General features: G+C 46.8%; 19 protein-coding genes. 8 read left to right on the top strand and 11 right to left on the bottom strand.

Features of this window, described 5'->3' with window-relative positions; genetic code table 11:
- Nucleotides 1-9 precede the first annotated feature (9 nt).
- From ICN47_RS05885 to ribBA, 4 genes are all read right to left on the bottom strand, one after another.
- Nucleotides 10-1488: an NAD-dependent succinate-semialdehyde dehydrogenase gene (locus ICN47_RS05885; protein WP_216218968.1), complete on the bottom strand. Its 1479-nt coding sequence runs from the start codon at nucleotides 1486-1488 to the stop codon at nucleotides 10-12.
- Nucleotides 1489-1634: 146 nt separating this feature from the next.
- A complete protein-coding gene (gene nusB, locus ICN47_RS05880; RefSeq protein ID WP_216218967.1) occupies nucleotides 1635-2150 on the bottom strand; it encodes a transcription antitermination factor NusB in 516 nt (171 codons plus the stop codon).
- A 2-nt stretch (nucleotides 2151-2152) separates the two neighbouring features.
- The gene (gene ribH / locus ICN47_RS05875; RefSeq protein WP_216218966.1) at nucleotides 2153-2665 is read right to left on the bottom strand and encodes a 6,7-dimethyl-8-ribityllumazine synthase; all 513 of its coding nucleotides are present in this window, start codon (nucleotides 2663-2665) and stop codon (nucleotides 2153-2155) included.
- A gap of 7 nt (nucleotides 2666-2672) precedes the next feature.
- Nucleotides 2673-3818, bottom strand: coding sequence for a bifunctional 3,4-dihydroxy-2-butanone-4-phosphate synthase/GTP cyclohydrolase II (ribBA, locus tag ICN47_RS05870; RefSeq protein WP_216218965.1), 1146 nt, complete (start codon nucleotides 3816-3818; stop codon nucleotides 2673-2675).
- A gap of 122 nt (nucleotides 3819-3940) precedes the next feature.
- Between ribBA and ICN47_RS05865 the strand changes: the two genes are divergently transcribed.
- The 8 genes from ICN47_RS05865 (at nucleotide 3941) to ICN47_RS05830 (ending at nucleotide 8275) form a co-directional block, all read left to right on the top strand.
- Complete coding sequence (locus tag ICN47_RS05865; protein ID WP_216218964.1) at nucleotides 3941-4264, top strand: hypothetical protein; 324 nt, start codon at nucleotides 3941-3943, stop codon at nucleotides 4262-4264.
- A gap of 4 nt (nucleotides 4265-4268) precedes the next feature.
- Nucleotides 4269-4829 carry a hypothetical protein gene (locus tag ICN47_RS05860; RefSeq protein WP_216218963.1) on the top strand — a complete coding sequence of 187 codons (561 nt, stop codon included), beginning with the start codon at nucleotides 4269-4271 and terminating at the stop codon, nucleotides 4827-4829.
- A complete protein-coding gene (locus ICN47_RS05855) occupies nucleotides 4826-5155 on the top strand; it encodes a hypothetical protein (protein ID WP_216218962.1) in 330 nt (109 codons plus the stop codon). The genes ICN47_RS05860 and ICN47_RS05855 overlap by 4 nt, the downstream gene beginning before the upstream one ends.
- Nucleotides 5148-5717 carry a Tfp pilus assembly protein FimT/FimU gene (locus tag ICN47_RS05850; protein ID WP_255538935.1) on the top strand — a complete coding sequence of 190 codons (570 nt, stop codon included), beginning with the start codon at nucleotides 5148-5150 and terminating at the stop codon, nucleotides 5715-5717. The genes ICN47_RS05855 and ICN47_RS05850 overlap by 8 nt, the downstream gene beginning before the upstream one ends.
- A 93-nt stretch (nucleotides 5718-5810) precedes the next feature.
- Nucleotides 5811-6899 (top strand): bifunctional diaminohydroxyphosphoribosylaminopyrimidine deaminase/5-amino-6-(5-phosphoribosylamino)uracil reductase RibD, encoded by a 1089-nt coding sequence (gene ribD, locus ICN47_RS05845; protein ID WP_255538934.1) that lies wholly within the window; start codon nucleotides 5811-5813, stop codon nucleotides 6897-6899.
- Nucleotides 6900-6908: 9 nt separating this feature from the next.
- Nucleotides 6909-7520, top strand: a complete 612-nt coding sequence (locus ICN47_RS05840) for a riboflavin synthase (protein ID WP_216218960.1) — start codon at nucleotides 6909-6911, stop codon at nucleotides 7518-7520.
- Nucleotides 7521-7586: 66 nt separating this feature from the next.
- Entirely contained in the window at nucleotides 7587-7895 is a 309-nt protein-coding gene (locus ICN47_RS05835) for a type II toxin-antitoxin system HigB family toxin (RefSeq protein WP_216218959.1), read from the top strand.
- Nucleotides 7892-8275: a type II toxin-antitoxin system HigA family antitoxin gene (locus tag ICN47_RS05830; RefSeq protein ID WP_216218958.1), complete on the top strand. Its 384-nt coding sequence runs from the start codon at nucleotides 7892-7894 to the stop codon at nucleotides 8273-8275. The genes ICN47_RS05835 and ICN47_RS05830 overlap by 4 nt, the downstream gene beginning before the upstream one ends.
- A gap of 2 nt (nucleotides 8276-8277) precedes the next feature.
- Here the strand turns inward: ICN47_RS05830 and queC are convergent, their stop codons facing one another.
- From queC to tolQ, 7 genes are all read right to left on the bottom strand, one after another.
- Nucleotides 8278-9018, bottom strand: a complete 741-nt coding sequence (queC, locus tag ICN47_RS05825; protein ID WP_216218957.1) for a 7-cyano-7-deazaguanine synthase QueC — start codon at nucleotides 9016-9018, stop codon at nucleotides 8278-8280.
- Nucleotides 9019-9030: 12 nt separating this feature from the next.
- Nucleotides 9031-9762 (bottom strand): tol-pal system protein YbgF, encoded by a 732-nt coding sequence (ybgF, locus tag ICN47_RS05820; protein WP_216218956.1) that lies wholly within the window; start codon nucleotides 9760-9762, stop codon nucleotides 9031-9033.
- Complete coding sequence (gene pal, locus ICN47_RS05815) at nucleotides 9762-10250, bottom strand: peptidoglycan-associated lipoprotein Pal (RefSeq protein WP_216218955.1); 489 nt, start codon at nucleotides 10248-10250, stop codon at nucleotides 9762-9764. The genes ybgF and pal overlap by 1 nt, the downstream gene beginning before the upstream one ends.
- A 128-nt stretch (nucleotides 10251-10378) precedes the next feature.
- Nucleotides 10379-11680 carry a Tol-Pal system beta propeller repeat protein TolB gene (tolB, locus tag ICN47_RS05810; RefSeq protein ID WP_216219101.1) on the bottom strand — a complete coding sequence of 434 codons (1302 nt, stop codon included), beginning with the start codon at nucleotides 11678-11680 and terminating at the stop codon, nucleotides 10379-10381.
- 13 nt (nucleotides 11681-11693) lie between these two features.
- Nucleotides 11694-12518 (bottom strand): energy transducer TonB, encoded by an 825-nt coding sequence (locus ICN47_RS05805; RefSeq protein ID WP_216218954.1) that lies wholly within the window; start codon nucleotides 12516-12518, stop codon nucleotides 11694-11696.
- A gap of 30 nt (nucleotides 12519-12548) precedes the next feature.
- Complete coding sequence (gene tolR, locus ICN47_RS05800; RefSeq protein WP_216218953.1) at nucleotides 12549-12968, bottom strand: protein TolR; 420 nt, start codon at nucleotides 12966-12968, stop codon at nucleotides 12549-12551.
- A gap of 11 nt (nucleotides 12969-12979) precedes the next feature.
- On the bottom strand, nucleotides 12980-13636 hold the full coding sequence (gene tolQ / locus ICN47_RS05795) for a protein TolQ (RefSeq protein WP_216218952.1): 657 nt from the start codon (nucleotides 13634-13636) through the stop codon (nucleotides 12980-12982).
- Nucleotides 13637-13673 lie beyond the last annotated feature (37 nt).

Genomic DNA, 13673 nt, shown 5'->3' with positions numbered 1-13673 from the left:
GCTGAAGTATTACAGCGTGATACAGACGTACTTGAGTTCTAAGTATTCATCCATACCAAAGACGCTGCCTTCTCTGCCTAAGCCGGATTGTTTTACTCCACCAAATGGCACTACTTCGTTGGCGATGATGCCGCTGTTGACGCCCACCATGCCGTATTCCAAAGCTTCAGCTACTTTCCAGATACGACCGATATCACGGCTATAGAAGTAGGATGCCAAACCATACTGACTATTGTTGGCTAACTGCACTACTTCTTCATCACTTTCAAAAGTAATGATTGGGGCAACTGGCCCAAAAGTTTCTTCGTAAGTAATGAGCATGTCGTTGGTGACATTGTCCAAAATAGTAGGCTCGTAGTAAGTGCCACCTAAAGAGGAGGGCTTACCACCAGTTACTAACTTGGCGCCTTTACTTAGCGCATCAGCAATATGACGCTCGACTTTTTCAAGGGCTGCTTGATCAATCAAGGGGCCTTGAGAGATCCCTGCTTCCATGCCGTTGCCGACTTTGATAGCTTGAACCGCTTTAGCAAATTTTTCGACAAAGACGTCATGAATTTTTTTGTGAACGTAGAGGCGATTAGCGCAAACGCAGGTTTGGCCAGAGTTACGATATTTAGAAGCTATAGCGCCTGCTACAGCCGCATCAATATCAGCATCATCAAATACGATAAATGGCGCGTGACCACCTAATTCCAGGCCGAGCTTTTTCACAGTCGGCGCACATTGCGCCATCAGAATGCGGCCTACTTCAGTCGATCCCGTAAAGGACAGGTGACGAACCGTTGGTGAGGCGCATAGTGTTTTACCAACAGCAATAGATTGATCAGCATCGGCAGTGATGATGTTCACGACGCCTTCCGGAATGCCTGCGCGCACTGCAAGCTCAGCAAGTGCTAAAGCTGACAATGGGGTTTGCTCAGCTGGCTTGATCACAATCGTGCAACCGGCTGCCATTGCTGGCGCGATTTTGCGAGTGATCATGGCGTTCGGGAAGTTCCAGGGCGTGATGGCTACGCAAACACCTACAGGTTGCTTGAGAACCATGAAGCGCTTATCACCCCAGATAGTAGTTGGGATGGTTCCAGAGACTCGCTTGGCTTCTTCTGCATACCATTCAATAAACGATGCGCCGTAAACGACTTCACCAGCAGATTCAGCGAGGGGTTTACCTTGCTCTAAGGTCATCAAAATGGCGAGATCATCTTTGTTTTGCAAAATGAGGTCAAACCACTTACGCATCAGTCCTGCACGCTCTTTGCCGGTGATGGCTTTCCATTTTGGCAGCGCTTGATCGGCAGCAGCAATCGCCTTCTCAGCATCTGCAGCACCTAAGTTAGCTACCTGCGCAATGATCTCGCCAGTAGCTGGATTGTTGATTGGGAATGAAGCGCCCGAGCTTGACTTGACCCATTGGTTATTAATAAAGGCCTCTTCTTTAAAAAGGCTTGGGTCTTTTAGGAGCTTGCGAATATCAATTGTTGGCATGGTGGACTTTAAGTAAGTGCAAATTGAAAGGAACTAAAAATCATTTTATCCCCCTAAGATCGGCTTTGCTTAAATGCTGCATCGCCCAAAAGAAAAAGCCTCCAAGGAATAAACCTGGAGGCTCAGTCTAGCAAGCGTCTTAGCGATTAGCTGGCTTGGATTTCTGTACTGCGAAGGTTCTGGGCTAGAAGATCGAGGACACCATTAACGTATTTGTGGCCATCAGTCCCACCAAAAGTTTTGGCCAGCTCAACTGCTTCGTTGATAGCGACTTTATAAGGTACGGACAAGTCAAGAGCTAGCTCATATGCGCCAATCAGAAGGGCAGCATGCTCCACTGGGGAGAGCTCATTGATCGGACGGTCTAGGGCGGGGGTAATGATGGCCTCTAGTTCATCAGTGTGATCTAAAACGCCTTCAAAGATGCCTTGAAAGAGTTCTAACTGGCAACGACGAAATGCTGGATCTTCAGCCAGTTGTTTAGCAATAGCGGCTTTATTGGGAATGCTACCTGCACGACGCGTTACCAGGCTTTGGTAAACACCTTGAAGGGCGTACTCACGAGCGCGACGACGTGGAGTCAGTGAGCGTTTTGGTGCGCTTGGCTTGCCATCCTTCGATTCTGGAGTGGGAACGGGTGCGCTGGATTTAGGGATGTTCATCTTTACGCTTCATCAGAGTTGATCTCGATATCAAGATCGGGAGTTAGTGCGAGGGCTAGGTTGGCCATTTCAACAACCGCTTTGGCGCAATCAGCGCCTTTAACATTGACGCGTACTTGCGCTTGCTCATCGGTTTCACAAGTGAGTACGCCGTTGGCAATCGGTAAACCAGACTCAAGACAAATACGGGTAATGCCAGCGGCAGATTCGTTAGAGACCAATTCAAAATGATAAGTTTCGCCACGGATCACTGCGCCTAGCGCAACAAGACCATCGAACTCACCGGTCTCTGCCATCTTCTGTAATGCAAATGGAATTTCTAATGCACCTGGAACAGTTACCAATTTAATGTCTTCTTGGGCAACACCCAATGCTAAGAGTTCAGTAATGCAGGCATTCGTCAGTGCTGTGCAGTGATCTTCATTAAAACGCGCTTGCACGATACCAATACGCAGATCTTGGCCATTCAAGTCGGCTGCTAAGACGCCAACATAATCATTGTTAGAGTTAGTCATATCCAATCTACTTTTCTAAATGGGTTGGTGTGTAAGGAGCATAGCCCGTTACTTCTAATTTATAGCCAGAGAGGCTAGGCACTGGACTTGGGTTGGCAAGTAGACGCATTTTGCCCACGCCAATATCTTTGAGGATTTGTGCACCGATGCCATAACTTCTGAAATCCGTCTTACGCGCGAGCGGTGTGGAATCTTCTGGTTTTGCGCCATTGAGTTTTTGAAATTGGGCTAACCAGTCCGTATCGTTAGGCGCAGCAATACCTGAGGCATTGAGCAGAACGGCCACACCTGCACTGGAGGCAGCAATCTGCTGAAGTGCTTGAGCAAGCGGCCAGGAGTGTGTGCTGACGTTAGCGTCTAAGAAATCCAATACTGTCACGGGCTCATGCACGCGCACTAAAGTTTCTTGATCCTCTGATGGTTTACCGTGCACTAGCGCAATATGAATGCAAGAACTAGGCTTATCGCGATAGATAACGCCTTTGAATTTACCCCAAGGTGTAATGAACTCACGTTCACCTTCGCGCACCACGATACTTTCATGCTGGCTACGATATTGAATCAGATCAGCGATGCTGCCAATCTTGAGTTGATGCTCTTTGGCAAACTCTAGTAAGTCAGGAAGACGCGCCATGCTGCCGTCGTCTTTCATGATTTCACAAATCACAGAAGTAGGCGAGCAACCTGCCATCGCAGCTAAATCACAACCAGCTTCAGTATGTCCTGAACGAATGAGCACGCCACCAGGTTGTGCCATCAGTGGAAATACGTGCCCTGGCTGAACGAGATCATTCGGTTTTGCATTAGGTGCGACTGCGGTTTTAATAGTCAGCGCACGATCAGCCGCAGAAATACCTGTGGTGACTCCAGTAGCCGCTTCAATTGAAACTGTGAAGTTGGTTCCCATGGAGGTACCATTATCCCGAACCATCAGCGGCAGATTGAGTTGCTGGCAACGCTCACGAGTTAGGGTGAGGCAAATCAGGCCACGACCATGTTTGGCCATGAAATTGACTGCCTCAGCTGTGACATGGTCAGCGGCCAGGACGAGATCACCCTCGTTTTCACGATCTTCTTCGTCGACCAATATGACCATCCGCCCAGCACGGAGCTCTGCAATGATTTCTTCGGTAGAGGCGAGTTTATTTGGCATAGCCCTCTATTTTAAGCTGATGAGCTAATTACTGTGATCTCTTACAGCAATACCCCAACTTTCCGACAAGAAGTGCCCAGCAGGGGTGTTTTAGAAGCTTAGGAGAATCTTGAAAATGGCCTATGCGCTTACCAGATCAACACCGTAAAAAAGCCCAGGGCGGATTTATTTTGCTAGAAGTCTTGGTGGCGATGAGTTTGATCATAGGCAGCTGGACAGCAATGACGCATATCTATCAAGGCTTGGTATTACGCCAAACCCAATTACAGACCAAAAAAGCAGAACTTCGAAAGGAATCAGATGTTTTTGAGAGTAGCGAGTATGCGCGCAATACGCGCAATACCAATATTTCTGGTGACTCAGTAAAGAATGAGTCTGCTCGAGTGTCTAGTCGCTCTCGCTCTAAGTACAGCACTGCTAGCCCCCTTATTAAAAACCAGCGCTGAGTTAGTGGCAAAGCAAATTCAGTATGAAAAAACCCAGGCATTAATTTCCGAAGGAGATAGGGCTTTGGAGTTGATTGGGCGCGCTATTCGGATGGCGGGATATTCCAACGTTAAGACTCAGTCAGTAAAAAATAAAAAATCCAATTCCCAAGAGTTCATTCAGATTCAGAAAAAGTCGGGATACCGATCATCTGATTCTTTGACGGTAAAACATGGTTTATCTGATGGCGTAGATTTTGATTGCATTGGTAATGTACTTTCTCAAGATCGCACTAAAAATCAGTTAGCACTTCAGGGATTTTTAGTTGAGCGCCAAGCAGGTATACCCAAAGGGGGCAAGGTAAATGGTGGCTCTTTGATGTGCCAATCACTCGATCGACAAGGACGAATTCAAAATACCACGCTCATGAATGGCGTCAATCTATTGACTGTTGAAGAGCTTCACTCATCTCACGGCAATACAGCTTCAAGCCAGAGGCTATATAGGGTTAGGCTGCAGATGACAGATGGGCGCTTACTTCAGTTGGATATGGAGCGCAGCTTTGCCACTAGGAATCTACCGTGATTCTGGCATGGGTACTTTCTTTGTTAATGCTTTGCTCCTCGCTCATTGTGTATTTGGAACGCATGGCGACCCTATCCATCGTAGAGCCCGGCACAATGTCCACTGCACGTCGAGGATTCATTGCTGCAGAAAAGGCAGTGATAGAGTGTGAGAAAAATATTTCTAATATTTCTGCTCTGACAGAGAATGCATGTTTCATTCAACCTGCTGGAAAAAATATTTGGCTGATCACTAGCAAGCAAAAGCCTGGAGTGCAGATACACGTTTTCTTGGATGAAAAAACGGGCGTAGCATCACGTTTAAATTGGCGACAAGTTTTTGAGTAAGACACCTTATCAATATCAGAGTACTCAGTTCGGTGGCAGCTTGTTAGAGTTGATGGCCGTTATATTGATCGTCGCCATCATGGCAGTGGCAACAATGCCGCACTTGCAAGAGCAAATTGCTGCACGAGAAATCGATACGATTGCGAGACGATTTATTGCTCACGCACACTTTGCCCGTAATCAAGCTTTGCAATTGGGTGAATCTGTTCTCATCGCTCCCCGTGCAGACAATGCCTGGGAAACAGGCTGGCTAGTCAAAAGTGGTTGTATTGGAAAAGGCATAAAAGCGGGCTGCGTCAGCAAGAGCTGGTTCTCCCAAGAAAAAATTTATCCGATTTACTTTAAGGGTGGTGGCAAAGGGTTTACTGATCCCCATTCAAATCAAAAGGGTATTTTGTTTAATCCGGCCGGAGCTGCTAAAACGGGTCAAGGTGGATTTGTAGCGAATCGCTTGATCTTGGGTCACCTAAGGGCGCCTCATCTAGAGCGGCAGCTGGTATTGGGTAGTGGTGGGCGTTGGCGGATCTGTGATCCCAGTAAAGATTCAAAGCGCTGCAAATAAGCCAATAAGCCTCAGCAAATTCTTGGAAATTTGGTGCTTCCGTAAACAATCGGTTTTAATAGACCCATGTATAGCGCAGTCGACCACCAATTTATGAGCGAGGCTTTGGCCCAGGCTCAAAAATCGCTTTATTTATCCAATCCCAATCCTCGTGTAGGGTGCGTGATTGTGAAAGATGGCCAAGTCATAGGCCGTGGCAATACTCAAAAAGTAGGTGGCCCTCATGCAGAAGTGCAGGCATTGGCTGATGTCAAAGCTAAGGGTTTAAATGCACAGGGCTCTACCGTTTACGTCACATTAGAGCCATGCAATCACACTGGCCGCACGCCGCCTTGTGTAGACGCTTTGATTGCTGCAAAGCCAGCTATGGTGGTAGTGGCAATGTCTGATCCCAATCCTTTGGTTGCTGGACAAGGCCTGGAGCGTTTAAAGGCTGCAGGCATCGAGGTACGCTGCGGATTATTAGGGGCTGAAGCCCAAATTCTGAATCGTGGATTTATTTCTCGGATGACACGTGGATTGCCGTGGGTGCGATTAAAGATTGCTGCGAGCTTAGACGGCAAGACTGCATTACCAAATGGACAGAGTCAGTGGATTACAGGGCCGCTCGCGCGTGCTGATGGACATCATTGGCGCGCACAAGCGTGTGCGATTGTCACAGGTGTGGGTACTGTTAAGGAAGACGATCCGAGCCTGAATGTCAGGGATGTGCAAACAGATCGACAGCCTTTCAAAATCATTATTGATTCCAAACTCGAGACACCACCTTCTGCGAAGATTCTGAAGAATCTTGATCAAGCCGGTGCACTCATCGTTTGTGCTGATCTGAGTAGTCCTGAGCTACTGCAAAAGGCCAAAGCATTTGAGGAGCGTGGCATTGAAGTGATTGCAATGGCCAACCCTCAGGGCAAAGTGGATTTACCCAAACTATTCTCCTATCTCGCCAAAGAGCGCGAGATGAATGAAATTCATATTGAGTCTGGCTTTAAATTGAATGGCTCCATGCTTAGAGAAGGCTGCGTAGATGAATTGCTGCTCTATTACGCTCCTTTCTTTATGGGTGAAGGCATTAGTATGGCTAATGTCAGCCCGCTCCAAGCTCTAGAGCAGCGCCAGGATTGGAAAATCATCGATCAGAGCCTCCTTGGTCCTGATTTACGACTCCGCCTCATTCGGAATTAAAATCACAGCATGTTTACAGGAATTATTACTGCCGTTGGTCAGATCAAAAGTGCTCAAGCAAAGGGCGACGGTTTGCATTTGGTGCTTGAAGTGCCTGCCGGGTATTTGGATGATGTTGCTCTAGGCGATAGCATTGCGATACAAGGCGCTTGCATGACAGCAACGCAGATTGAAGGCAATACTTTTGCTTTGGATATTTCTAGAGAGTCTTTAAATAAAACGGTTGGTCTAAATCAAATTGGCCCTGTCAATTTAGAGAAGGCGCTGCGTTTAAATGATCGCTTAGGTGGCCATTTAGTGAGCGGACATGTGGACGGGGTTGGTAAGGTGGCTCACTTTGCCCAAGTAGCGGCAGATGCCTATGGCTCTTGGCTTTTGCGTATTGAAGCGCCAAAAGCCTTAGCCGCCTTCTTGGCCTACAAAGGATCTATCGTTGTGAACGGTGTTTCATTAACGGTCAATAAAACCGAAGATACTGCTACGGCGTGCTTAGTAGATATCAACATCATTCCGCATACACTCGAGAACACAACGCTTGGCAAGTTAAAGCAAGGTGACGCAGTGAATCTCGAAATAGATTTGATTGCACGTTACGTAGCGCGGATGATGAATTTGGCTTGACCCTAGCTTGATAGGGTTCTTTTAACCCTTATTGCAATAGTCCCAATTTGGGACTATAATTCACGAATGAGGGTAATCGCCAAAAAGCACTTGATACAGTTTTGGGTTGTTCATAGGAATTCAGCGCAGCCTTTAAGGGCTTGGTATGACGAGGCAGTGAGTGCAAATTGGCAATCACCTCAGGATATAAAAAATCACTATAGAAGCGCCAGCTTTATTGGTAACAATAGGGTTGTTTTTAATCTTAAAGGCAATGACTACCGTTTAATTGTGGCGGTCGCCTACAGAATTGGCGTGCTTTACATAAAATTTATAGGCACTCATGCTACGTATGACGGCATTGACGCAAAGACAGTAAAGATGGAGGGTATATGAAAGATTTGAGACCCATTCGCACCGAGGAAGAATACGAATCAGCATTGGCTGAGGCATCAGATTTTGTAGATCGCGAGCCATTACCTGGCACTAAAAAAGCAGATCGCTTTGAAATACTTTTAATGTTAATTGAGGCTTATGAGGCTAAACATTATTTTATAGCGCCGCCTGATCCGATTGAGGCCATTAAGTTTCGAATGGAGCAATCTGGCCTAACTCCTAAAGATTTACAACCTATGATCGGCGGGTTAAATCGTGTTTATGAGATCCTAAATCGTAAACGGCCATTAACCTTGAAAATGATTTGGAAGTTACATTCCATGCTTGGAATACCAGCGCAAAGCTTGATTCAGCAAGCTGATGAGTTGCGCGCAGCGTAAATTTAGTTTTTACGATACCTAGTAGGATCACTCAGATTGGCTTGCTTAAAGCCTGCTTGTCGTAAGCGACAAGATTCACATTCTCCACAAGCTTCGCCTAAATCATTGGCTTGATAGCAAGATACAGTTTGCGAGTAATCAACCCCTAAGGTGCTACCCAGTTCAATAATCTGCGCTTTGCTCATATTGATGATGGGGGCATGTACTCTAAAGCGGTTCTCATGATTGATGGCCTCCACACCTGCTTTAGTTGCTAGGTTGGCCATCTCTTCAAATGAAGCTACGTATTCAGGGCGACAGTCTGGGTAACCAGAGTAGTCAACCGCGTTGGCGCCATAAAACACATCTAAGCCACCTAAGGACTCAGCCCAGCCTAAGGCTAGGGAGAGGAGAATCGTATTGCGCGCCGGAACATAAGTCACCGGAATCTCTTGATCATTGCCCGGGGTAGTTGGTACTGCAATTGCTGAATCCGTGAGTGCCGAACCACCAAAGCGAGTGAGATCTAGATTTACGACCTCATGACGAATCACGCCCATCTTCTTGGCAATATGTTTTGCGGCTGCCAATTCAGAAGAGTGGCGTTGACCATAGCCAACGGAGAGAACGTAGGGTGCATAACCCAGATCTTTGGCTAAAGCCAGAATTGTGCTGGAGTCTAGGCCACCTGAAAACAAGATGACCGCAGGCGCATTGGGTTTGCGTGGCGCAAATTGTTCAAAGGCTGCGGACAACGAGGACATTGCGTAAGCGAATTACTTTGTTGCAGAAATCAGAGATTGCGCTTGCTGTGCAGCATCGCTATCGGGATACTTTGAAACGATATCGGTAAAGATTTTCTTAGCCGCTGCTTTATTTCCGCTCTCTAATTGGCAGTTACCTAAAGTAAGCATTGCTGCTGGAACACGGGGATGATTTGGGAAGCGCGCGATTAAGGATTGCAGTTGTGCAATAGCACCCTTGTAATCTTTATTAGCGTATTTGCTGTTGCCACCCCAGAAGAGGGCCAATGGAAGATAGGGGCTCTTTGGATATTTGCTTGCAAAGGCAGAGAAACCATCTTCTGCCCGTTTGAGATTGCCGGCTTGGAATGCTTTTAAGGCATCGTCGTAGGCTTTTTTCTCAGCGGGTTGCACTACGCCACTAACACCTTCAATGGTGACAGTGCGTGGCTCAAAGCTACCGAGACGATTATCTAAATCTTGGTAATAGGTTTTTTGGCTAGAGCTAATGTCTTCGCCTTGTTTTTCTAAATTCTCAATCTTGCCGCGCAACTCTGCATTCTCGGATTTGAGCTTATCAATTTGACCTTGGAGTTCAAGTTGAGTAGTAGTTACCGTCCTACGCAGATCCAGTATGGCTCTGCGGGCCTCATCATCATCAAACAGTGCCCAGGCGCTAGTAGAGCTTCCCAAGCAAATGACAGCAGCACTTAAACAAAACGCTCGTGAGAGCGTTTGTTTATGAAGAGAAGAAAGCGTCAACATTAGTTTGTAATGTAGACGATATCAGCGCGGCGGTTTTCTGCCCAAGCTGCTTCGTTGTTACCGTCAGCTTTTGGTTTTTCTTTACCAAAGCTTACTGCTTCCATTTGGCCATCAGAAACGCCCATCAAGTTCAATGATTTGCGAACGGCATCTGAACGACGTTGTCCTAAGGCTAAGTTGTACTCAGCTGTACCGCGATCATCGGTATTACCCTGAATGATGATTTTTTGTTTTGGATTTGCTTTGAGGTAGCTAGCATGCGCTGACAACATTTTTTGATACTTGGTTTCAACCGTGTATTCGTCAAGACCGAAGTAAACACTCTTCTCAAACAATGGGCTCTTAGGATCATTCCATGGTTGTGAACCGAAGCTGCTGTTAGCACCATCAACGTCATCGAGTTTTACGCCAGATGAGCAAGCTACCAACAATGCGGTTGCTCCTAAAAGTGCAAATGTAGCGGCACGACGTGCGATTGAGATTGTCATTTGTGTTCCTTTTTCCTACAAATTAGTAAATAAATTAGCTGATGGCTAATATTCTAACCCCCTAGGGGGTTAGAAGTGCCTAAATTGCTATAAAAGTTAGGATAAATTGCGTACCCAATGCTTTGGTATTAGTCCATGAAAGGACCCCAGGATGGCTGACGTACGTCAGATCCCGGAATGCTCAATACCTGCTTGGAGTTGCCATCAACTGAGACGGCTGCTAACACTCGCTTGCCTCCCACCTTGGTGGAATAGAGGACGTATTTTCCGTTGGCAGCAAAAGAAGGGGATTCATCAGTCGTGCCATCGGTAAGCGCTTGAGTATCGCCAGTCGCTAAATTCATGATGTAGAGGCGGAAGGCGCCACCAACGTTAGCGATATAGGCTAAATACTTCCCATCTGGAGAAATACGCGGCGAAGTTACAAAGCCCTGCTTAAAGCTGACGCGTTTTGCGCCCTCAGCTTGTTCGCCCTCAGCGCTCATGCGATAGATCTGGGGATTGCCACCACGATCGCTTGTGAAATAAATATAACGACCATCTGGAGAATATTGTGGCTCTGTATCAATCGTATTGCCGCGTGTCAAACGATGTAAGCCAGATCCATCAGCATTGATACCGTAGATTTGGGTGTTGCCATCTTTTGATAAAGAGATGGCGAGCTTTCTACCATCGGGCGACCATCCAGGCGCACTGTTATTACCCTTTTGATTAGACAGAGCAATACGACGACCGGTGGCTAATTCATGAACGTAGATGACAGGCTTACGATCTTCAAAAGAAACGTAGGCTACTTTCTTGCCATCGGGAGACCATGATGGAGAAATGATTGGATCGCCACTGGACATGGCGTTACGAATGTTCTGACCGTCTGCATCAGAGATCACCAGGCGGAAACGTTTGCCATCCTTGATGACATAAGACAAGCGCGTAGAGAAGATGCCGCGCTCACCCAATAGCTTCATGATGATGTCATCAGCAATTTTGTGAGCCGCTGCGCGAAGATTATCCGCACTGGAGTTGATGTTTAAGCCACCAAGACTTTGGGATTTGCGAATATCAAACAGTTTGTATTGGATATCGAATTGATCGTTTCCTTTTTGCACTACAGAACCGACTACTAAGGCATCTGCGCCGCGGGCAGCCCATGACTTGTAGTTTGGTGTACCTTCATCGCTCTCACTAGCATTACCGTTCTCAGTATTTTTAAAGTAACCGCTGCGTGCTAAATCCTGACGAATGATGTCTGTGACACTAGCAGGTAATTTATTTTCATCCTTAAAACGCATGACTGCGATTGGATAGAGTGACTGACCTACACCGGTAATTTCAATACTCATTTGCGCAAAGCTTGGCAGGCTCAATAAGCTCAGCACTGCTGCGCTCAGAATCAAAATAGTTTTTTGCAAAGTACGAGCGATTAAATTCATCATGTTTTGATATTTACTTTGGTTTTAATTTCAGTTCAGGGGTCAATGTTGGAAATTGTCCGTTGTCATCTCTTGGCAAACTTTGAGTTGCATCAATTGCACTCAACACCGCTTGATCCCAAGCATTATCGCCGCTACTGGCGGTCATGGTTCTAGAAAGAATAGCGCCATCCGGAGCTAATCGCACCTGAACAACGGTTTGCCTATTACCTTTAAAGGAATCGGCATTGAAAGTGATATTGGCGCGGACCTTTTTAATGACTTTATCGCTCCAGCCTGGAGGCGCATTGCCACCGCCGCCGACGCCACTACCCACGGAGCCACCAGTGCCGCCATCCTTTGCTGCCATACCACGCAAGCTAGCAATATTGGCTTCACGACGCTTATCCGCTTCCGCATTGGCCTTGATTTGTGCAGGAGTTAGTGTCGCAGGCTTGGGGGCTTCTACCTTTTTAGGAGGCTCCAATTTTTTTGGCACTTCTTTTGGAGGTGGCGGTTTGACTGCTTTAGGAACTTCCTTTGCTACTTCTTTCTTAGGAGGTTCTTTTTCTACCTTCTTTTTCTTCACTGCGATATCGGCAGCTTCTTCTTTGAACTCAGTTTTGAGTTCTGGTGCTGGCGGTGTTTCTACTGGTTGTGTGGAGTCCCACAACTCAACTTCGACTCCAGCGGGTGTACTGTTATTCCAGCTAATACCAATGACTAAGAAAGCGAGTAAACCTAAGTGGGCTACTAAGGAAAAAGTAAATGCACGTTTAGTGCTCTCTTCTTTAGTGAGACGACCACGCTCACGGCCACCACGGCCAAAAGGATTTTGTGAAAGTTGCGCGCTAGTCATTACTGAGAGATGCGGTATCTGTAAAAAGAGTTATTGACTCTTTACTGCAAGACCTACACGCTTTACGCCATTCTCTTTGAGCTTAGACATCACGTCCATCACTATTTCATATTTGATGGACTTGTCTGCAGCCAAGACTACAGGCTGCTCAGCAGACTTTTCCGCTTGAGATCTGGCAAAAGCACCAAGTTCAAATTTATCTAAGGTTTGTACTGGCTCACCGTCTTTGCGAACGATCACTTTTTCATCGGCATCGATTGTCAGAAAGACTGGTGGCAATGATTGCACCTTGGCGCCGCCTACTGTTGGAAGATTCACAACGCCAGGATTGACCATTGGTGCAGTGACCATAAAGATCACTAAGAGCACGAGCATCACATCAATGTAAGGGACCACATTGATGTCAGACATTGCCCGACGTTTGTTTTTACGTAATGAAGAACCGGCCATAACTTTTTCTCTTATCGACCAGCAGTTTGGCGTTGCAAAATATTGGTGAACTCTTCAATGAAGGTTTCAAAACGAATCGAGAGACGATCCACATCGGTCGCAGCACGGTTGTAAGCAACGACTGCAGGAATCGCAGCGAACAAACCAATCGCGGTTGCAATCAATGCTTCGGCAATACCAGGAGCTACTGCAGAAAGTGTTGCGTTTTGGACGTTTGCTAAACCGCGGAAGGAATGCATGATTCCCCAAACAGTTCCAAATAAACCGATGTATGGAGAAACGGAACCAACGGATGCCAAGAAAGGCAGGTTTGCTTCCAGGGTATCCATTTCGCGCTGGTAGGTTGCTTTCATGGCGCGACGGGCGGCATCGATTTCGCGAACTTTTAGGAACTCCTGCATGCCGGACTCAAAGATGTGCTCTAGAACCGCATCGCTACGGGTATTACGCTGCGCAGCCTCGAGGAGGGTGCCCAAGTCGCCACCGGACCAGAAATCGCGCTCAAAACGCTCTGTATCCCTTCTGACGCCTCTCAAAATGGCTGTTTTCTTGAAAATGATGGTCCAAGAGGCAACCGACATACTCAGTAATAACAACATTACTAACTGTACTAATAGGCTGGCATTGAGGACTAGGGAGAGGAAGGAAAGGTCTTGTGTAGGGTTCATGGTGAGTTTTGTATGATGTAGGTTGATTTTACTAAAG

The sequence above is a fragment of the Polynucleobacter sp. AP-Latsch-80-C2 genome (assembly GCF_018882185.1).
GTDB lineage: Bacteria > Pseudomonadota > Gammaproteobacteria > Burkholderiales > Burkholderiaceae > Polynucleobacter.
This window is presented reverse-complemented; position numbering and strand designations above follow the sequence as displayed.